At 38.6% G+C, this 21,838-nt stretch carries 17 protein-coding genes; 5 read left to right on the top strand and 12 right to left on the bottom strand.

From position 1 onward, the window contains the following. Positions 1-37: 37 nt before the first annotated feature. The 5 genes from EZ444_RS13960 (at position 38) to EZ444_RS13940 (ending at position 7,803) form a co-directional block, all read left to right on the top strand. A complete protein-coding gene (locus EZ444_RS13960; protein ID WP_131609785.1) occupies positions 38-769 on the top strand; it encodes a head GIN domain-containing protein in 732 nt (243 codons plus the stop codon). Between the two features lie 56 nt (positions 770-825). Next, positions 826-3,252: a DUF2339 domain-containing protein gene (locus EZ444_RS13955; protein ID WP_131609784.1), complete on the top strand. Its 2,427-nt coding sequence runs from the start codon at positions 826-828 to the stop codon at positions 3,250-3,252. Beyond that, entirely contained in the window at positions 3,242-4,156 is a 915-nt protein-coding gene (locus tag EZ444_RS13950; protein ID WP_131609783.1) for a hypothetical protein, read from the top strand. The genes EZ444_RS13955 and EZ444_RS13950 overlap by 11 nt, the downstream gene beginning before the upstream one ends. 191 nt (positions 4,157-4,347) lie before the next feature. Then, entirely contained in the window at positions 4,348-6,534 is a 2,187-nt protein-coding gene (locus tag EZ444_RS13945) for a glutamine synthetase III family protein (RefSeq protein ID WP_131609782.1), read from the top strand. 87 nt (positions 6,535-6,621) lie between these two features. Further along, complete coding sequence (locus EZ444_RS13940) at positions 6,622-7,803, top strand: AIR synthase related protein (RefSeq protein ID WP_131609781.1); 1,182 nt, start codon at positions 6,622-6,624, stop codon at positions 7,801-7,803. Positions 7,804-7,827: 24 nt separating this feature from the next. Here the strand turns inward: EZ444_RS13940 and EZ444_RS13935 are convergent, their stop codons facing one another. From EZ444_RS13935 to EZ444_RS13880, 12 genes are all read right to left on the bottom strand, one after another. Further along, positions 7,828-8,769, bottom strand: a complete 942-nt coding sequence (locus tag EZ444_RS13935) for an SGNH/GDSL hydrolase family protein (protein WP_131609780.1) — start codon at positions 8,767-8,769, stop codon at positions 7,828-7,830. Positions 8,770-8,860: 91 nt separating this feature from the next. Continuing rightward, the gene (locus EZ444_RS13930; protein ID WP_225874733.1) at positions 8,861-9,328 is read right to left on the bottom strand and encodes a VOC family protein; all 468 of its coding nucleotides are present in this window, start codon (positions 9,326-9,328) and stop codon (positions 8,861-8,863) included. Positions 9,329-9,504: 176 nt separating this feature from the next. Further along, a complete protein-coding gene (locus EZ444_RS13925) occupies positions 9,505-11,667 on the bottom strand; it encodes a S46 family peptidase (RefSeq protein ID WP_131609779.1) in 2,163 nt (720 codons plus the stop codon). Between the two features lie 88 nt (positions 11,668-11,755). Further along, positions 11,756-12,637, bottom strand: a complete 882-nt coding sequence (locus tag EZ444_RS13920; protein ID WP_131609778.1) for a hypothetical protein — start codon at positions 12,635-12,637, stop codon at positions 11,756-11,758. Between the two features lie 84 nt (positions 12,638-12,721). Beyond that, the gene (locus EZ444_RS13915; RefSeq protein ID WP_131609777.1) at positions 12,722-13,942 is read right to left on the bottom strand and encodes an AGE family epimerase/isomerase; all 1,221 of its coding nucleotides are present in this window, start codon (positions 13,940-13,942) and stop codon (positions 12,722-12,724) included. An 8-nt stretch (positions 13,943-13,950) separates the two neighbouring features. Beyond that, positions 13,951-14,886: a DUF4434 domain-containing protein gene (locus EZ444_RS13910; RefSeq protein WP_090779397.1), complete on the bottom strand. Its 936-nt coding sequence runs from the start codon at positions 14,884-14,886 to the stop codon at positions 13,951-13,953. Continuing rightward, entirely contained in the window at positions 14,883-15,575 is a 693-nt protein-coding gene (locus tag EZ444_RS13905; protein WP_165503612.1) for a GDSL-type esterase/lipase family protein, read from the bottom strand. Before EZ444_RS13905 ends, EZ444_RS13910 begins: the two co-directional genes overlap by 4 nt. 1 nt (position 15,576) lies before the next feature. Next, a complete protein-coding gene (locus EZ444_RS13900; protein WP_131609776.1) occupies positions 15,577-16,251 on the bottom strand; it encodes a GDSL-type esterase/lipase family protein in 675 nt (224 codons plus the stop codon). Positions 16,252-16,284: 33 nt separating this feature from the next. Next, entirely contained in the window at positions 16,285-17,598 is a 1,314-nt protein-coding gene (locus EZ444_RS13895) for an MFS transporter (RefSeq protein ID WP_225874732.1), read from the bottom strand. A gap of 35 nt (positions 17,599-17,633) precedes the next feature. Further along, entirely contained in the window at positions 17,634-19,028 is a 1,395-nt protein-coding gene (locus EZ444_RS13890; RefSeq protein WP_131609775.1) for a DUF5009 domain-containing protein, read from the bottom strand. A 30-nt stretch (positions 19,029-19,058) separates the two neighbouring features. Beyond that, positions 19,059-19,985 (bottom strand): DUF5017 domain-containing protein, encoded by a 927-nt coding sequence (locus EZ444_RS13885; RefSeq protein WP_131609774.1) that lies wholly within the window; start codon positions 19,983-19,985, stop codon positions 19,059-19,061. Positions 19,986-20,021: 36 nt separating this feature from the next. Beyond that, positions 20,022-21,821 carry a RagB/SusD family nutrient uptake outer membrane protein gene (locus EZ444_RS13880; protein ID WP_131609773.1) on the bottom strand — a complete coding sequence of 600 codons (1,800 nt, stop codon included), beginning with the start codon at positions 21,819-21,821 and terminating at the stop codon, positions 20,022-20,024. Between the last annotated feature and the right edge of the window lie 17 nt (positions 21,822-21,838).

Here is a 21,838-nt window from a genome sequence, read left to right as displayed (position 1 = left end):
TATCATTTTAATTTTAAGCACAATTACAATTAAGCGCATGAAATCATTACTCACTATCCTCTTAGCATCATTCTTATTTTCGCAGGTTAACAATATCCAGGCTGCTCCACTTTCCGCCATAAATAAAACTACACAGACTTCTGATGAACGAGAGGTCAAAAATTTTAATGGCATAGTGGCTGGTGGCCCAATTGAGGTGATCGTTAAATTTGGTGATAAAGAAAGTTTAAGATTTGAAGGCGATAAAGAAGCTATTGCTACTTTAGTTGGCGAGGTAAAAAGTAATATCCTAATCATCAGGCCACAAACCAGCTGGACTAGTTGGGCCAGAAAATACGAGAATAAAAAGATCATTGCCTATGTTACGGCTAAGCAGATTAGCAGTTTAACCATGAGCGGTAATGGTAACCTTACGGTTAACGGGACAATTACGGCTACGGATTTTGCAGCTACCCTAAGTGGATCTGGTACAATTAAGGCCAACGTGCAAGCAGATAAGATTACAGGAGTTGTTAGTGGGTCTGGAACAGCAAACATTAGTGGTAAAGCCGCTACTGCAAGCGTTACGCTAAGTGGTCCGGGCAGCTTTGGCAATAAAGCACTTTCTGTAAATGAACTTTCGGCAAGAATGAGTGGAAAGGGTACAATTAACGTTACGGCCAACACAAAAATAAATGCGTTTATTAGCGGATCAGGACATATCTATTATAGTGGTGATGCCGAAGTTAAAGAAACAATTCTCGGTAGTGGTGGAGTAAGCAAGAAATAAAAGGTAATTAGTTTAGGTTTTTATTACCTTTAAATTGAAACCAATTTCTGCCCTCTATGTTTTTAGAAACAATTGTATTTATTTCCGTTGTTATACTTCTAATTGTTATTCTCCAATTAAAAAAGAATTTAAACGAGAAACTCGATTTTCTATACCTTAAAATTGAGCAACTATCATCTCAACTGGTCGATAAAAACGCTACAGTTAGCGAAAAGCCTATCGCAGAAAAGCCTGTCAGAGAAAAACCTATTGTAGAAAAACCCGCAGAACAAGTCGTTCAGCAAGAAGTGATAAAACCTTTCATTCCTGAACCACTAAAAGAGAAAATCGAAGTACCTCCAATTGTAATCATTGAACCCGAAAGGATTGCTGTTGTAGAGATTGAACCACTCCCTCAGCGGAAACCCCTCTCTCCCCCACCAATTAAAACGTCTTCTTTCAGTGAACGAAATCCTGATCTTGAAAAGTTTATTGGAGAGAACCTATTTAACAAAATAGGTATTGTAATCCTTGTGCTAGGCATGGGCTTTTTCCTGAAATATGCGATCGATAAAGATTGGATCAATGAGATTGGCCGTGTAAGTATCGGTTTCATTTGTGGTGGTATTTTAGTTGGACTTGCCCATCGGCTCCGCAAATCGTTTACAACCTTCAGCTCTGTACTGGTAGGTGGTGGTGTAGCCATTCTATATTTTACCGTAACCATAGGCTTTCATCAATATCAATTGTTTAGCCAAACGGTAGCCTTTATCCTTACCATACTGATTACAGTATTTACGGTATTACTCTCGCTCAGTTACGATCGTAAAGAACTTGCCATTTTTGCCATCCTTGGAGGCTTTGGTGCCCCTTTTATGGTGAGTACCGGCGAAGGCAATTACATTGTACTTTTCACCTACCTGCTGATCTTAAATATTGGAATGCTGGTATTGGCTTATTACAAAAAATGGGCTATCATCAATATCATCTGTTATGCGTTTACAATTATCCTATTTGGCGGCTGGCTAACCACCAAAGTATTGATGGATCCACACAGGCCTGCTGCACCATTTTTAGGCGCACTCCTATTCGCATCGTTATTTTACCTGGTATTCCTGCTGATGAATATCATTAACAACATCAAAGAAAAAACAGATTTTAACGCGCTTGAAATTGGAATTCTGCTGAGCAACACCTTCCTGTATTATTCAGCAGGCATGCTGATCCTGAGCAACCTTTCAAATGGAGACTATCAAGGACTCTTTACAGCATTATTAGGACTTGTAAACTTAGCATTTGCTTATGCATTATATAAAAATGATAAAATAGACAGAAATCTGATTTACCTGCTCATCGGATTGGTGCTTACCTTTATCAGTCTGGCCGCTCCCGTGCAATTAAAAGGTAACCACATCACCTTATTTTGGGCCGCAGAGAGTGTATTACTACTATGGTTATCACAAAAATCTGGCATTACCCTCATTAAACAAGCATCTCTTATCATTTTGGTTTTACTGGGGATCAGTCTGGCTATGGACTGGCAACAAGTTTACGGAAGCAATTTGTACACAACAAACAACCGACTTACACCTTTGGCTAACAAGGGATTTATTACCGGCTTAGGGGTTATTTGTGCGCTGATATTGTATTCAAAACTCCTTAAGTCCGAAATCAAATCAATACTTTTCCGGGAAATCAAGACTTCCAGAACCATTTTAGCCATCGCTGTAATCATCATCAGCTATGTAGTTATCGCTTTAGAATTGAATTATCAGGCGCACATTTATTTCCCTCTATTAAGAATACTTGCATTAGGTTGCTTCAGTTACTTGTTCATTACGATCCTACTCATTTCTATCCGCAGCACAGAAACAGAGGAGTTCAAATACCTTGTTGCAGCTATCGGAATCGTATCACTACTTTGCTTCCCGTTCTTATTGAATCCAGAAACCATTTCATTACGAAACGGATACCTGGACTTACAAAACATCAGTTTGAGCACTTATCTTTTCCATTATTTGCTGGTTGCTTTAATCGCTGCCACGCTCTATACACTTTATAAGAATGAAAAGAGTATAAATTCTATCAACGGCCTGGTTGCCCTGCAATGGTTTATTGCCTTTATGGTGCTTTATGTTGCCAGCGCCGAATTGGATCATTTGATGGTAATGTCTCAATATTCAAAAGAAAAATCTATGGCGATGATTCTAAATAACAATCACAAATCCGGATTTGCCATTTTATGGGGCTGTTTTGCATTACTATGTATATATATAGGTATGAAATGGAAATCTAAAAACATCCGGATCATATCCATCTCCATATTGGCCGTCACCTTACTTAAATTATTCATTTTTGATTTAAGAGGACTATCTGAAGGTGGAAAAATCGCAGCCTTCATTTCTCTGGGAATATTATTACTGGTCATTTCATTTATGTATCAGCGTTTAAAAAACCTGCTGCTTACGAGTGATAAAAAAGAAACTGAGCATAATGAAATTTAAGTTTTTCGTCTGTGCTTTATTTTTGCTGAACTGGACAGTTACCTCTGCGCAATCTTTTAAATGGAATGGTAACCTGGATCGGGTAAGTGTTAATGGATTTTATAAAATAGCACTTACACCGGAAATCATTTCAAAAACTGCAAATAAAGATCTCTCTGACATCAGGATCTTTGAAAAACAGAAAGAGATCGCCTACTTGCTTAGGCAATTGCCTGATAATATCTATTTATTGGATACTTCTGCATTAAAGATCGAGCATTATACCAATATACCTGCACCATCTGTAACAACCACAGAAGATAAAGAAAATAAACGTACAATCGTTTCTATTACTTTCAAAGTACCCTACCAAATAGATAAATTAAAATTAAACCTGGAAGGTTTCCAATATTACAGAAGAACAACATGGATATCAGAAAAAAATCCTCTTGTAAATCAGAAAAGAAGGCACTATTCTGAAGACAAGCTTACAAACATTATAATTTCCTCCGAAAAACAGCCGACAATTGATCTTTATGGAGAAAACAGGTACAAACAACTGTTTCTGATCATAGAAAATGAAGATAGTTCACCTTTGTTGATAAAAAATATTGAGGCTTATCAAAAAAATATGGAGTTGATTGCCTATCTTGAAAAAGATAAGCAATATGTGATTAAAACAGGGCAGTTAAACATGGAGGCGCCGAAGTACGACCTGAGCTATTTTAAAGATAGCATCAGTAACACCATCCCTTCCGTAGCTGTACTTAATTTTGAAAAGAACACCAACGAAGCCTTGGATAAGGAGTCTGGCTTGGTCAAAAAGAGCTGGATGTGGGGAGCAATAGTGCTGTTAATTGTATTTCTTGGCTATTTATCTTACTATATGGTCAGAGAAATGCAATCAAAAAAACAAGGCAATTAACAAAAGCGTTAAAACAACCCCCTAAAATTATCATTTTCGTAAAAATTGCAAATATCAACGCCATTTCATCACCAAAACACAAAAATCAACAATAATATCTTTGAATAATTGCCAACATTCGTATTTTTACAAACAATTTATTGAAAACAATCAATAAAAAACCTATTTTTGACCAAACTTTAAACAAATAGATGAAAAGCTTAAGAACAATTGCATTAAAAGAGGCACAATCAAGAATTTCACCAGAAGTAAAGTCTCCTTCGACTAAAATCTCTGATTTTTTTGGCGTGAATGTTTTTGATAAGAAAAAGATGAAAGACTACTTATCAAAAGAAGTATTTCAGAAACTTATTTCCTCAATTGAACAGGGTGAATTAATTAACCATGAAGATGCCAATCACATCGCAACAGCTATGAAAAGCTGGGCAATGAGCAAAGGTGCTACACATTATACCCACTGGTTTCAACCATTAACTGGCACAACTGCTGAGAAACATGACTCGTTTTTTGAGCCAAGTAGTGATGGTGCAATTGAAGTATTTGCTGGTAGTGCATTAGTTCAACAAGAGCCGGATGCTTCAAGTTTCCCTAATGGTGGTATTCGTAACACTTTCGAAGCTCGTGGTTATACTGCATGGGATCCTTCGTCTCCAGCTTTCATCATGGAGAGCAAAGCAGGTAAAACACTTTGTATTCCAACTGTTTTTGTTGCTTACACAGGCGAGGCCTTAGATTATAAAGCTCCTTTATTAAAAGCACTTTCTGCTATGGATAAAGCAGCTGTTGATGTTTGTCAGTATTTTGATAAAAGCATCACTAAAGTTAGTGCATCATTAGGTATCGAGCAGGAATATTTCCTGGTTGACCTTGCATTATACAATGCCCGTCCGGATTTAGCTTTAACTGGCCGTACATTATTCGGACACATGTCTGCAAAAGGACAACAATTAGAAGATCATTACTTCGGATCTATTCCTGAGCGTGTATTTACTTACATGGTTGACTTTGAAAACGAAGCTTTAAAATTGGGTATTCCTTTGAAAACCCGTCACAATGAGGTTGCCCCTTCTCAGTTTGAATGTGCGCCGATTTATGAAGAAATCAACCTTGCAATTGACCACAATCAGTTGTTAATGGACTTAATGGAAAAAGTTGCTTTAAGACATAACTTTAAAGTGCTTTTACATGAGAAACCATATGCTGGTATCAACGGATCAGGTAAACACAACAACTGGTCGTTAATTACTGATACTGGTAAGAACTTATTATCACCAGGTAAAACGCCTAAAAACAACCTGATGTTCTTAACGTTCTTCATCAACACCATCAAAGCGGTGCATGAGCATTCAGATTTATTGAGAGCAAGTATTGCTTCGGTAAGCAACGATCACCGTTTAGGTGCTAACGAAGCTCCACCAGCGATCATCTCTATCTTCCTTGGTTCTCAACTTGCAGACGTATTAGACGAAATCGAATCTTCTAGAAGTATCATCAAGAAAGTAAAAAATGAAGATTCTTTATGGTTAGGTATCCCTAAAATCCCTCAGATTTCTTTCGATTCTACTGACCGTAACCGTACTTCTCCTTTTGCCTTCACTGGAAATAAATTTGAATTAAGAGCGGTTGGTTCTTCTGAGAACTCTTCTGCACCGATGACAGTTTTAAATGCTATCGTTGCTGATCAATTGAATAAATTCAAAATTGAAGTAGATAAATTGATCAAAAAAGGTGAGAAAAAAGATGTTGCCTTATTAACTGTATTAAAAAGATACATCAAAGAATCTAAAGATATTCGTTTTGAAGGTAATGGTTATAGCGATGAGTGGGCTGCTGAAGCAGAAAAACGCGGTCTATCAAACATCAAAACTACACCTAAAGCTTTAGATGCTTACGTAAGTGAGAAAACTACAGAGTTATTTGGTAAACTAAATATATTTAACCCACGCGAATTACATGCACGTCATGAAATCTTGTTAGAAAGCTATTTCAAAAAACTTCAAATCGAAGCAAGGGTAATGGGTGACGTTACCAACAGCATGATTATCCCTGCGGCTATTTCTTACCAAAACACGTTAATTAATAACGCAAAAGGATTAAAAGAACTTGGCTTAGGAGAAGAAGCTTTAGCTACACCTCTTGCGATCATCAAAAAGTTATCGACACACTTAAATGTTGTTAAAACTAGTATTGATGAAATGCTTGAGCAACGTAAACAAGTGAACACGATCGAAGAAAGTCGTGAAAAAGCAATTGCTTACGATGAGAAGGTTAAATCACACTTTGACACCATCCGTTACCACTGCGATAAATTAGAGCAAATTGTGGATGACAGCGTATGGCCTCTACCTAAATTCAGAGAGTTATTGTTTTTAAAATAAACCAAACCTCAATACTTTAACTATTTTTTAGTTTTATAACCTCTGTCTTAATTGGCAGGGGTTATTTTTTTCTATCTTTGCAGCAACATGAGTGATAACAGGTACAACCAACGTGGCGTTTCTGCCTCGAAAGAAGATGTGCACCAAGCCATCAAGAACATAGATAAAGGTATTTTTCCACAGGCCTTCTGTAAGATCATCCCCGATATTTTAGGTAATGATGATGCTTTTTGCAATATTATGCACGCTGATGGTGCGGGTACAAAGTCTTCATTGGCCTATGTTTATTGGAAAGAAACTGGCGACATTTCTGTATGGAAAGGTATTGCTCAGGATGCCATTATCATGAATATCGATGATTTGATTTGTGTTGGTGCTACGGATAACATCCTATTGTCATCAACCATTGGTCGTAATAAAAACCTGATTCCAGGTGAAGTAATTGCCGCCATCATCAATGGTACTGAAGAAATTCTTGCCGATCTACGTTCCCAAGGCATTTCTATCTATTCTACAGGCGGCGAAACTGCCGATGTCGGTGATTTAGTACGTACCATCATAGTAGATTCTACTGTAACTTGTCGTATTGAGCGTGATAAAATTATCAGCAATGACAATATACAAGCTGGCGACGTAATTGTTGGTTTATCTTCTTCTGGACAAGCGACCTATGAGTCAGAATATAATGGTGGAATGGGCTCTAACGGATTAACATCTGCCCGCCATGATGTATTTGATAAATCTGTAGCTAATGCTTATCCGGAAAGCTTTGACCCAGCTGTACCTTTTGACCTGGTATTTTCTGGTGGCAAAAAACTGACTGACAAAGTTAAGATTGATGAACACACAGAAATCACTGCTGGTAAACTGGTATTATCTCCTACCCGTACTTATGCCCCGGTAATTAAAAAGGTGCTAGAAGGTTATAGAAGCCAAATTCACGGTATTGTACATTGTAGTGGTGGTGCACAAACTAAGGTGCTTCATTTTGTAAACAATGATGTACATATCATTAAAGATAACCTATTCCCTGTCCCGCCCCTATTTCAATTGATCCAGGAGCAATCTGGTACAGATTGGAAAGAAATGTATAAGGTATTTAATATGGGTCACCGTATGGAGCTATATGTTCCCGCCGAAATAGCCGAAGCTATTATTGCCATTTCTAAAAGCTTCAATATCGATGCGCAAATCATCGGTCGCGTTGAAAGCTCAGCTCAAAAACAAGTTACTATAAATAGCGAAAAAGGGAACTACACTTACTTTTAAATAAAAGCCGCCCTTAATAAAACATTACTTCATTAAGCTGCTGATTTGTTCATCAATTTCAGCAGCTTTTTTTTGTGCTTCCTCCAGTGGTAGGCCCGCCTTCATTGGGCGTTTATGCCCCGCAGCTGTCAACCAGGCATCTTTCATCACCGACTGCTTTTGTGCAACCAGCTTAAACAGCTCTTCCTTTTTAGGATGCTTAATTACTGCCAACACATCAATCCCCGAAACAACCTGTTTTTCGCCCATGTAAAGCAACAACGCCTTCGCCATGATCCAATGTCCCACTTCAGCAGGATGAACACCGTCAGCGGCTAAATAAAACCCAGCAATATTAAAAGCAGCATCCACCTTCCTATGTGCCTCCAGGTACTTCTTCATTGGATAATGTAGATCTGCAACTTCCCAACCAGCGCTACGCTGAGCCAGCAACCAATCACTATACCGATCTAACACAGCTGCATAACCTTTACTTCCACCTCTCAACTCATCATAAATTGGCGGTGTAACATGAATGATTCTAATCCCAGCCTTTACATACTTATCATGTAACCAATTGATCCCTTCTTTATATTTAGCAAAACGTCCCTCATCAAAAGGCATATACAACCCATCGTTCATCCCGTAGCATGCAAAAACAAGATCTGGCTTAACAAGTGCCATTACCCGATCCAAACGCTCATGAAGATCCGGACGGGGAAATTTACCGCCTGCATGTCCTGGCTCGGATAAACCTGCAACCGTTTCACTAGGCAATCCCATATTGATAAACTCTATTTTCTGATCCGGATAATTTATAGTACAATATGCTTCAATGTCCGTAATGTATTGACCGCTATAAGTGATACTATTACCTAAAAAAAGTACTTTTTTAGTGCCCACAGAAAATGGTTGGGCGTTTGAAGTCTCTACTAAACCCAGAAAGGCCAGTAGCACAAATACCCTTAGTGCAACGAATGATTTCATCTTCCTAAATTAGCAATTTAAGCACATTCAGAATCCTCAAAATTGGCTATTAATTCAGCGATTTTGGTACAAGTCTCTTAGCTATTTCGTATTACTTATGGTCGTCATTCACTTCCAGCCAGTGTCCATCAGGATCCTTAAAATAAATCTGCTTTATGCCATCTACCCTATTGGTAACCGTGTTCTGTGCACCAGCCCAATTCTCATAACTGATCTTCTCCGCCTTTAGCTTTGCAGTAAACTCTTCTATCGAAGCTACACTAAAACACAAATGATCATTCTTTTCATGTACCACATTACTTTTCGCACCTTGAATCAAATGCAAATGTCCCGCAGCTCCAATAGAAAACCAAGTATGCCTGCCATCCTTAAATGGTTCAGGAATGATCTCCAAATCAAATACTGTTTGATAAAAATCTGTTGCTGTTTTTAAATCCGAAACATACACTGCAATGTGATTTAAAATAACAGTGTTCTTCTTCTTTTCTGTTTGTGCCATAGCGCTTTGAAAGGATGTTAATGTAATGGCTAATAATGCGGTTAATACAAATGCTTTCATAATCCAATATCTAAAAAATAATCACCATTTAAAAATAACCCAAAAAACAAAATGGCCAGACAATCATCTTGCCTAGCCATCCTGTTAAAAAAAATTACCTTCTCAGAGAGCGCCTCAGTGTTCTTCGCCTTTCAGCGAAGCAATGCAGCGCTCGAAGAGAACGGTTATTTTTTCTATTATTTAATAATTTTCAACTCATTAATAATATTCTTCGCTCCGCCCAACACATCAATGCACCAAAGCACATAGCGAACATCAACATTAATTGTACGTTTAAATTTCTTATCAAAAGCAATATCACCACTCATTGCTTCCCAGTTACCATCAAAAGCAAGACCGATCAATTCGCCATTGCCATTGATCACCGGAGAACCTGAGTTACCACCAGTAATGTCATTATTAGTAATAAAACCAACAGTTAAAGTACCATCATTACCATACTGACCAAAATTCTTTTTATTATAATTTTCAATCAGGTTTGCAGGCAAATCAAACTCACTGTCACCAGGAATATATTTCTGCATAATACCATCAATTGTAGTCGTGGTTTTATACACAATACCATCTTTTGGAGAGTAATCCTGAACATTTCCATAAGAAAGACGCATGGTAGAGTTCGCATCCGGATACATCAACTTACCCGAATTCTTTTCTAAAATTGCTTTCAAATACAAATGATCCAGCTCTGCTTTTTTCTTTTCGAAATCTGCAACCAATGAACCGAAATTAGTTTTAACATATTCAGCAGGAATAACATTTAAAGCATACTGATAACCTGGATCACTAGTTACTGCCTCAGCTGAAGGATTAGAAGCAATAAATGCTTTCAATTTCTCAGGTTTAATGAAGTTACTATTCTCCCAAAGGAAATTCGCATACTTCTCAAAAGTAGTTTCCGGATTTCCTGTCCAATATTTCTCAGCAATTTCTGCAAAGAATTTAGGCTGCGATTTAACAGGAACATCAGTATAGAATGAAGCAAGGATCTTTGCAAAGATCTTCTTATCAGCAGTTTCATTATAGGTCTCCTGATAAGCTGTTACCGCATTATTCATGTTTTCCTGAATCTGTTTATATGTTGCGGCATCATATTTACTTTTCGTAAAGTTGATTAACCCTTTTCCAAGACCAGAGGCATTAGCAACCCATTGTGAAGCGTTAAAGCCCTCATTGATGTAAGTACGTTGTACAGAAATAGGATCGATATCTTTGTAAATCTGATCGTATTGCTCCATTAAACCAGCAAATTCAGTTTTTTGGGAAGCCCATTCTGTAAAGGATTTCTCCTCTGTTCTTTTAGCATCAGCAACTTTTAGGCGTTTTAACTGCTCAGTTTGGCCAATAAAGTATTTCCAGTAATTTGCAATCTGCGCATATTTAGAAGACAGTTTTAAACGCAGACTTACGTCTTTATCCATTTCTGCTTTCCATGCTTTTAAGCGGATATCGCGAAGTTTAACGATAGTAGGACTCACTTTCTCAGTAGCCAAATCAACGCCATAAGAAGTTAAGTATCTATCTGTACGACCTGGGTAACCATAAACCATAGCAAAGTCGCCATTTTTCACGCCCTTAATAGAAACCGGAAGGAACTTCTTAGGTTTGTAGGGAACATTCTGAACGTTATATTTTGCTGGTTGATTCCCTGTTGAAGAATACACACGGAATATAGAGAAATCACCTGTTTGACGAGGCCATTCCCAGTTATCAGTATCGCCACCAAATTTACCGATGTTTTGAGGCGGCGTACCTACCAAACGAACATCATCAAAACGTTCATAAACAAAAAGGATAAACTGGTTTGATTTATAAAAATCTTTTACGTTAGCTTCCAATGTAGGACCTGTAGTAGCAGCTTTAGCGATTTCATTAAAAACGGCAGTCATTTTAGCATCTTTTTCAGCGCCACTTAATCCTTTAGTTGCTTCGTTAACTTTAGCAGTAACGTCTTCCATTCTTTGCAAAAAGCGGACGAATAAGCCACTAATAGGTTTTTCTTCTCCATAGTTCTTTGCATAGAAACCATTATCTAAAATGTTATTCTGAGGCGTAGAATTAGAAGCTATCGCATCATAACCACAATGGTGATTGGTAAAGATCAAACCTTTATCCGATACAATCTCACCTGTACAAAAGCCACCAAAATGAACAATTGCATCTTTTAAACTGGAACCATTTGCATTGTATAGATCTTTAGCAGTCAGCTTAAAACCTTGCTTTTTCATTTGCTCATAGTTCTTACCTATTAGCATCGGGATCCACATCCCTTCGTCTGCTTTCACCGTATTGGCGAAAGACAATAACATTACGCACAACAGCAGATAAACTGTTCTTTTCATATGATAATATATTAGTTAGTGTTGGCGCAAAGTTAATAATGATAAATCAATTGTACTCATCTTCGATGTATCAATTATATTGATCAGATTAACGCACATCCCCATAGATGCTAATCGTTTCAGCACCTATCTTTTCCTCCTTCTTATTAGAAGTGATTTTAAAATACTTCCCATCCGGACAACGCATATCTGTAAATCGACCTTTATGCATCGGAACCGATACAACCTTCCCATCCACCAGTCTAAACAATTTTGTTTCCTTCCAAGTTGAATTTTCTACATGCGTCTTGGTCGGTTGTGCTGGTTTACCTTCATTTCTAACCTGATCAATGGCATTAACCCGCTTAAACTCTCCAAGCCCATTCATGTGATAGCCATCACTTTCAAAATCAGCTTCAAAACGTTTTCCGGCCCCTTCAACCACAAACCTCAGTTTACCCGCAGCTACAATCCTTAGCGACATACTCACCTCTTCACCCGGATACCAATAAAATTCTTTTCGGGCTGGTGCATCCTGCCAGCTATCCTTTTGCCCTGTTTTCGGATATCCTGCTCTTCTAAAGAACGGACGAAATGCTTTTCTTTCTGCACTAACTTTCCCTTCTTCATCCCTAATCACCGCCCAGGTCATACCTACATCTGTTTCCTGTTCATTCATACTCCCACCCATATAAATAGATGGATTATCTAAAAACTGTCCCGGCTTTTGGTCATTTCGTCTCGCCTTATCGAATGTGATCTTAGGTAACACCACAGTCCCCGCTATCCCCAACCAGACATCCTTACTAGACACTACTTTCCTATAATATGCCCCATTAAAACAAGGTTTAGCACCATCTGGCTTTACCTCATCCTCAAAAAAAGATTTGGCCCCAATAACATCCCTAACCTCAACGGCCGGATGATAATTCACATAACATAACGCAAAAACCGGCGTAACGATCAACCCTAATAATAAATTCTTCATCATTATAAAATTTGTGTGTAAAAAAAATGGCTAAGCATTATGCCTAGCCACCTTGCTTAAAGGAAAAATTACCTTCTCCGAAGAGGCCTAGGAATTTTTTCCCTCCTTCAGGGCAAAAGGTTCCAGACTCAGAGGAGAACGGTCATTTTTTACTTTAATATTGCGAAATGATTTTGCCACTTGAAACAAAGCTCTTGGCACATGAAAACAACATTTCCATTTACCACCTTTTAAAGGCAATAGCACCTCGCCTCTTCTGTTCAAATAAGCAAACCATTCACCATGCTCTGGGTCCCTGAAACGATCCCAGGAATAATCATGTAGCTTTTCAAACCATTCCATGCACTGCTCATTGCCTGTCAACTCATAGCCTTTAGCCATACAAACCAGTGCTTCCAGGTGTACCCACCATAACTTCTGATCCCATTCCAATTGCTGCTGTGGTGCATTTTTAATATCCATAAAATAGAAAATACCACCAAACTCCTTATCCCAACCATAATCAAGTGTACGCAGGGCGATTCCAGTAGCCTTCTCTATGAGCTGCTTGTCATTTAAGCGAACTCCAAGATCCATCATAAACCACATGGCCTCTATCGTATGTCCGGGATTGATTGATCTTCCCTCAAAAGAATCAGAAAAAGAACCATCCACATTTACATTCTCCAGAATCAAGCCACTCTCCTTTTGATAAAAAACATCCATCACTTCATGGATCACTGTTTTAAGCAAATCATCAACAGTTTTCTTATCTAACAAATGCTCCATTTCGAGTGCTAGATTACTCAGGATCATCGGCAAGGCAAAGTTTTTAAGATTGCGTGTTCCCGGATAAGCCTTATTGTAATCTCCTTTCGGATTGGTCTGACGCTTTAAAATATTATAAAAAGTGTCTTTAGCAATCTGCGCATATTTTTCCTGCGGATCAGCCTTGTAAAGCGCTGCAAAAGCCATAGTAGCAAAACAGTCAGAAAATATATTGTAAGGTTGTACCAAAGGTTTACCCGACTGGTCTAATGAGAAGTACCAATTTCCTTCAGTATCACGGCCATGCTTTTCTATAAAATCAGCGCCATGTTTTGCCATTTCCAACCACTCAGGTCTGGCTTCCTGTTCATTATATAGCGTGGCAAAAGTCCACACTTCTCGGGCCTGAAGCCACATAAATTTATCTGTATCAAACACGTTTCCTTCGCGGTCAAGGCAGTTAAAGTACCCCCCAGCCACTTCATCTTTCGAATGTTTCATCCAAAAGGGAATCACGTTATCTATTAATTCCTGCTCGTAAATTTCACTATAGTTCTTCATCGCGTCAATCAAATTGTTAATCCTAGGTATTCTTTATATCGGTTAAATAGATGGCCCGCCTGCAAGTATGCAGATTGCGGACTCATAAAATGTGAAAATTCAAATGTAATGGCCTTATCATAACCGGCCCTTTTGGCGGCTTCCAGTTTCAAGCGCAGCTTCTCGAACTTTATCGGTAGAAACTTAATAGGCATATCCCTATCAAAACTCTCCGCATTGGTCCAGCATTGCAACCCATACTGATCCGCAATCTTTTTATTAACGGCAAAAAAATCATCCAGCTCATGATAGTCGATATGGCCATCCTGAAAGGCTACCGCATCTACAGCACCACTTATACCTTCAAATATCTCCCCCCACTCCTTTTCATGTTCCTGCAAAGAAACCGCATCCTGTTTGGTCAATTCAGACGAAGCCGCCATCACTGCCTTTTTACCATCAATCCATGGCGAAATCAGCGTAGGCAAGCCACCACTCACATCTTTACATTGCTGACCCAGCGTTCTAAAAGCTTCTGTAGCACCCTTTGTCCTACGGCTGATCTCCATACTCAAATACCAACCTCCAAAGCTCTTGTAATGTCCATATTGCTTCCAAACCTCGTCAATTACATAACGGTTGGAATCTATTTCATGCTGAAGGTTTCCCGTATCCCAATATTTACCACTATCGTATAAACCAAAGTAAAACTTCATGTTATACTTATCAGCTAACTGCAAAAACATCTCTACAGAATCTACCGGCGGATGATAACAGCCAAAACTATCCTGCAAGTAAGCAGAAGGATAGGTAATAAAGCGACGGTAGCCGCTCCTAATCATAATTACAGTATCAATTCCCACAGACTTCATGTGCGCAAAATCTCTATCCCATTCTACTCTACCCCAGTTTTGGTGGGGAATATCGTGCGAAATTTCGTCTATAAAAGTTCCTGTTATCTTCATAAATATTTTAATTCTTTTAAATAAGCCACCCAATCAATATAAGCACTTGCTTTAAGGTGTACACCATCCATGGTCACCTCCTTTTTTAAATTCCCCTTTTCGTCCTGAAACAAAGGAACTATATCGATATAAGTAACCTTCTCCTCCTTAGCCAGCTGTTTAATCTTTGCATTCAGCACTGGCACCATTACATTACGTCCCTTAGTATATGGTTCCTTGGTCATTTCTTCATTTATAGGCAAAGCACTTTCGATATAAATCTTTGTCTTAGGTGATTTAGCCTTGATCATCCTGATGATCCTTTTATAATTATTGATACTTACATCGTAAGGCAATTTTCTAAACAGATCGTTTATCCCATCCATCAAGAAAATTGCTTTCGGCTTAGTCGTCAACACCTCATCCATACGGGCTAAAATGCCAAATGAATTATCACCACCAATCCCACGATTCACAATCGGGTACTTACTATCCGATAAGATCTCCTGCCACTCTCCACGCTCGGTGATGCTATTGCCCAGAAATACAATTTCGTTCTTCACATGAGGCATTTTTTTAAAATACTCCATGCGTTGTAAGTAATATGGATTGGCATAATTGCTGTCAACCTTAACTTCTTTTTGTGCATTTGCCACCATTGTGGTGCCTAATAATACACAGGTAGCCATAAATATTTTTATACGATTCATATTACAATGCTTGAATTTTATTTAAATAATCAGCCCATAAGATATAGGCGGCCGACCTTAAATGGAGACCATCTAAGCTCAGTTCCTTTTTCAATTCGCCATCAGGCCCTGCAAATACCTCATGTAGATTTACATAATTCAATTTTTCCGCTCCACAAATTGCTTTTAGCTGATTGTTCATTTCCAGGATGGCTGGATTAGATAATTTAGCATAAGTTGCAGGCAGCATCGCCTTATTTACTGGCAATATACTTTCTACATATATTTTTGTAGCCGGCGATTGTGTTTTAACCATACGGATGATTTTCCTGTAATTGTTTAAGATAACCTCCTCTGGCGTTCCACGCTTCATATCATTGATACCGATCAAGATGAAAATCCTGGCAGGTTTGGCCGCCAACACCTCATCCATCCTGGCGATTACACCATAAGTAACATCACCACTAATCCCTCTATTCACCACATGCTTATTCGGAATAAGCTCCTGCCATTTCCCCCCTTCGGTAATGCTGTTGCCTAGAAAAACAATTTCATTTTTCTGATTAGGCATCTTTTTAAAAAACTCCAGTCTTTGTAAATAATGACCATTGGCATAACTGCTGTCTACTACAGCTTGCACTTGTGCAGTACCATAAAAGGGCAATGCGAGTAATGTTCCAATCAAAAATCTCTTCATTATAAACATCTTTAAATTAATTATGCCGCTATTTTAAGTGATAGCTTCTTCTATAATTTTACTTTCTTCTTCTTCAGATTCACTTTGTGCTGGCATCAGTGGCACTAACCAGGTCACCAGAAAGGCTGGAATTGTAGCAATCAATACCCAGATAAAAAACTCCTTATAACCTAAATAATCACTTAGCAAACCACTGATCATCGAAGGGATCATAAAACCTAAATTCATTAAACCACTTCCAAAAGCATAATGCGCCATTTTATATTTACCAGGGGCAATATTCTGCATCATAAACAAGATCAAACCAACAAAGCCGTAACCGTAACCAAAATACTCTATGGCCACCGCAGATGCGATGATGTATAATTCCTGAGGCATCGCTACTGCCAGGAAAGCATATGCTGCAAATGGCAGGTTAAAAAAGGCACATAAAATAAGTAGCGTTTTTTTAGTCAAGCCTTTATTTGAAACATAGTAACCGGCAACGATAGAGCCCAACACGAAAGCTATTGATCCAAAAACACCATAGAGCAAACCAATTTCTGAGGTCGTTAAACCTAATCCACCAGATTCCCGGGATGCTTTAAAAAATAGAGGAACAATCTTAATGGCCTGTCCTTCGGCGAAACGATAGAAGACAATGAAACACAAGCTAAACCATATGTTCTTTTTCTGAAAAAAGGTAATGATTACATCTTTCAGAGTAGCAAAGCCTTCTTTAACGGAGCTTACCTGCTTTGCTTCATTTCCTGAAGGAAGGACCCTCATATTGTATAGACCGAGCAACACCATAATAATCCCGTAAGCAAACATCACCACCATCCAGGCATTATGAATACCGATTTCCTTTTCCAACTGCCCCGCCATGTACACCAAAACACCACCAGATAAAACCTTAGCAATGTTGTAAAAAGCACCTTGCCAACCCACAAATTTAGCTTGAAGCTTTGGAGTCAATTCATTTAAATATACCCCATCAGCGGCCGTATCATGAGTAGAACCACTAATGGCAATGATCGTTAAAACAGCAATAGAGAAACTGAAAAAATGGTCCATCTGTAAGGTTAGCGCCAAAAGGCCAAACAGTAAACCCGTAAAAATTTGAGTGGTATAAACGAAAAACTTCTTTGTTTTATACATCTCTAAAAATGGTCCCCAAAGCGGTTTTATCGTCCATGGAAACATAATTAGCGAGGTCCAGAAGGCAATTTGCGTATCAGATATCCCCATGTTTTTATACATGATGGAGCTTGCTCCTGATAATGCAACAAATGGCAATCCCATGGCAAACCAGGTTGTTGGTATCCAAAAGATGGGGTTTATCGTTTTCTTATTCAATTTTGACACAATATTGTTGGTTTAATATGATTGTTTTTGGTCGATTATGTTTTCCAGAATAGTTTAGCACGTGTGCAATACAAGGTAACTAAGGATACCACTCCGGTAAATATTAAGCCTCTCAAGAATCCTCCTGCAGGTAAATTAGCTACGCTATCCAAATATACCTCAGTACCAGTAAGCTTTAATAAAGGGATCAGTAATAAGTTTCCAGCCGTATAAGCAACCATTGGATTTTTACCATTATTACCTAAAAAAGTAATGATAGCAGAGAAATAACCCAGTCTTTCAAAAATGGTGAATGACAGCAATACCAAAAAAGCCAAGCCAGTATTCACAAAATAATAACTAAAAGTGGAGATATCCTTTTTAATCCCACCTTCAAATGCTTCGAAAAACAAACCTAAAATGAGCAGGTAAACTCCAGCACTCGCAAACTTGCTAAACAAGGTTTTATCGCTTCCTTCATTTAGCGTTTTTAATTGTTGCAGCAACAACAGTGATACAGCTCCCGTAATTAATAAATTGGGTACTAACCAGCGCATATATAAGCACACTACATTACAGATCAGCAACACCCAGCATAAGGCACCTGCGCTTAATAGCTTTGCTTTAGCGCCTGCCATCAAATCCTGAATTGGCGAAGCACTTCTATTCAGCAACCACTCCCCTGCAAATGTCCCTGGCAATACAATAAACAAATATTTAAGGTAATACACTTTATACATCCAAGGTAAGGGCGACCAGTTAAAAAACGCACTATTCCATGTTCCGGCATCCTTTGCCGTTAATAGTATCGCCATTAACAAGGGTAGAATACCAATTCTCAACAAGGGTTGATTGCGGGTAAGCCACCAGATCAATGTTCCAAAAAATGCCATATTGGCCAATACAACAATGATGATATCGCTGGAGCTTAAGCTAAATCCATTTTTAAAGGGATAAAACATTAAAAACGCGGCAGCCAAAGCGAAACCAACAATTTTAATACCCCATGAAATCGCCTTATTGTTTAAATTGTTAAAACGGGCGTACATCAGGAAAAGCACAAAGAAACAGCCGATAGACAGTAAATATTCCTTCCATCCTGCTGTAGCGCTCATTACCCAGGCACGTGCATAAAAGGTGAACAAAGCAAATACAACCAATAAGAGGTAACGCTGAACCAATTGTCCCGCAGTTTTAAAAACAGATTGCTCCCCTAGCTTTTTTTGTAGCGCCAATGGGATAGCAGCTCCCATGGTAAACAGGAAAAACGGGAATACCAAATCTACCCAGGTTATCCCCGGGAGTTCTGGTTTAAAAACATGGTAAGGTGGTGGCACCTGCGCATGGTACATCCATGCAGGTAAAATCCCAAAGGAAATGCTACTCGATAAAACCATCAGCAATATCGCCAAGCCCCTAAGCGCATCTAAAGCTTCTTCTCTTTTTTTCATACTAGTAAAGCGCTCTCATTTGCGTATATTCTATTTTGAAACTACAATAGTTAATGTTTTAACTACAGCCTCTTCACCACGGTTATTCACATTTTTACCTACAAATGTGATCGTGTATGTACCTTCTTTCGTGAATGCATACTTGTAATCACTCATCGGCTTTAGGTAATCCTTAATACCAACGCCAAGATCAGGAACTGCTGCATTTGGGAATAGAGCAGCGCTCACAGCCCAATCCTCAGTAGCCAAAAGTGTACTTGCCGGAGCAAAAAACAAGAATGGTGTACCACTTTGTATCGTCCATTTATTTACCGGATTCTCAATATCCACACCTAACCAACCTGCAGTTGTAACACTTGCAATAGTGGCCCTTCTTACACTTGTTTTTGCATCTACATTATAAAGATCAAAAACAGGAATACGCCATGTTCTTGCACCTAGTCCTGGCGTTGCACTTGGCTGCCCTAAAAATCTAAATGCAAAATAGATTGGAGTATTTGAAACAGGAAGATCAGAAAGATCCACCTCGCCAGAAACAGTAACTACAGAATTTGCAAGTGGAACTGCATCCGAAGCTAAGGTAAATCTACTTGTGATATCTGTCCATGTAGCCGCTCTGACACCTGCAGTTGTGTAAGAACTATTAAAATCTGTAGAGTACATCAAACTCAGGTTATTTCTTTGAGTTGCATAAAGTGTCTGTGTACTTATATTAAGTTTCAACTTTGTATCCCCTGCCTCAATTCTATCTTTGAAACGATATTCCTTTCCCTGCTCACCAGAGTAGAAAGAGATAAGATCGGCATACCCTCTTATCGAAAATAAAACTGTATCACCAACTTTATATTCTTGTTTTGCAATGCTTACATCAAATGTTGGCTTTACCGGTTCAGTTTTTTGACAGGCTACCATGATAGGCAATATTAAAACGCCTAGTATATATTTTAGCTTATTCATCTTATTTGCTTTTATAAATTAAAATTATAAGTCCAATTACCATCCTTTATTTTGAATAATCGCGCCGTTTACGCTAATCTCTGCTGCAGGAATAGCGAATAAAGTGTCCCTCAGCGAAACATTCTGAGCTGATTTAGCAGCATAAGTAAGATAGTCAGACGGCGCTGTCGTTTTGATGTCATTCTCACTGGCTTTCATAGCCGAGTAAAACTGTCCCCAACGAACCAAATCAAAACGTCGAAGTCCTTCAAAGCCCAACTCTAATGATCTTTCTTTTCTGATTACCGGCCTTAAATCATCCTTAGAAGCTTTCTCCGCAGTGGTTACATCATAATTAGTAATTGCATTTTTACTCAAAACAGCGGTTAAAACTGCTCCTGTCCCTGCTCCATCTAAGGTTATTGTTGGTGCACTGGTATAACCTGAACCAGCGCTAATCATATATATTGCCGAAATCTTTCCAGCTGCAACAACTGCTGTTGCTGCAGCACCTGAACCACCACCACCTGTGAAAACAACAGCTGGAGCAACAGTATAAGCTCCACCATTGGTTATCGTTACTGATTTAACCACCTCACCAACAAGTGATTTCCCATGTGCGCGACGTTTAACTTCATTTACTGCATCTACAGCAATCTGCGTCGGGCCATTCAACTCATTTTCTGCCTCTGCAAGCATTAAGAGTACATCGGAATAACGTAACAACGGAAAGTTTATCGAAGATGTTCCAACAAATTTTGGTAGTGCAGTTTCGTACTCACGTCTCCATTTACCATCACAACGATTATAGATTAACGTCGGTGCAAAAGCCACCTTTCCACCTGGAACAGTGGCGTTATAACCAAAAGGCGCAATGCTCCAATCTCTTCTCAAGTCATCAGCATCAAACGATTTAAAATAGCTATTCGTCGTGTGTCGCGCACCATAACTATAGCCAATTTCTGCATTTGCAGCAATACCATTTATCGAACCAACAGAACCTTCTTCTTCTTGTGTACGATTCCTTTTACCAAACTCTACTTCCCAAATCACTTCTTTAGTATCATATTTATCCTGACACATATTGATGAAAACTTGTTTGTAGTCTGGATTAAGTGAATGTCCTTCTAGTTGCACTTTCTGGGCCCACTTTACGACTTCGGCATAACGCGAAACATCATTAAGCGGCGCACCAGCCATTTTCAGATTTACCCTGGCCAACATACCATAAACAACTGATTTTGTTACCCTACTTCCATAAGTATAAGCACCTATTGGATTTACCAACTCCGCTGCTTTCTCCATATCACTAACAATGTATTGGTAAATGGTTTTATAAGGCGTATTGGCAAAGTTCACTTCAAACACCGTTTTTGTTGATTTTAATTTCAAAGGCACGTTACCGTAATTATTTGTCAATAGAAAATAATAGTAAGCCCTTAAGAAAATAGCTTCACCAAGCGCTACGTCTTTTTTCTTCTTATCCATATCAGCCTTGTCAATATTTTCAATCAACATATTTGCCCTATTGATTCCATTATAAAGGGCCGTCCATGTATCTGTTAATTTAGTATCAGATGGATTATAATTGTATAAACCTATGTCTTGGGTCCAGGTCGACAATGCAATAAAACCTTCATCTGCTACATCCATCTCAAAAAAGAGGTTTCTGCCATATGTAGATGATTTACCAAGAATGTCATAAATACCTGTTACAGCTGCATTAACATCTGTTTCATTTCTAAAAAAGCCCTCTGGTGCTAAAAAATCTGTTGGTGCAGGACTTAAAAACTTCTTGCAAGACGAAGAAGTTAAGACCAATCCCGCTATCATTATGCTATATAAAATACGTTTCATAACTTATAATTTCGTTG

Origin of the sequence: Pedobacter hiemivivus (assembly GCF_004331685.1) — a bacterium.
GTDB classification, from domain to species: Bacteria; Bacteroidota; Bacteroidia; order Sphingobacteriales; family Sphingobacteriaceae; genus Pedobacter; species Pedobacter hiemivivus.
This window is presented reverse-complemented; position numbering and strand designations above follow the sequence as displayed.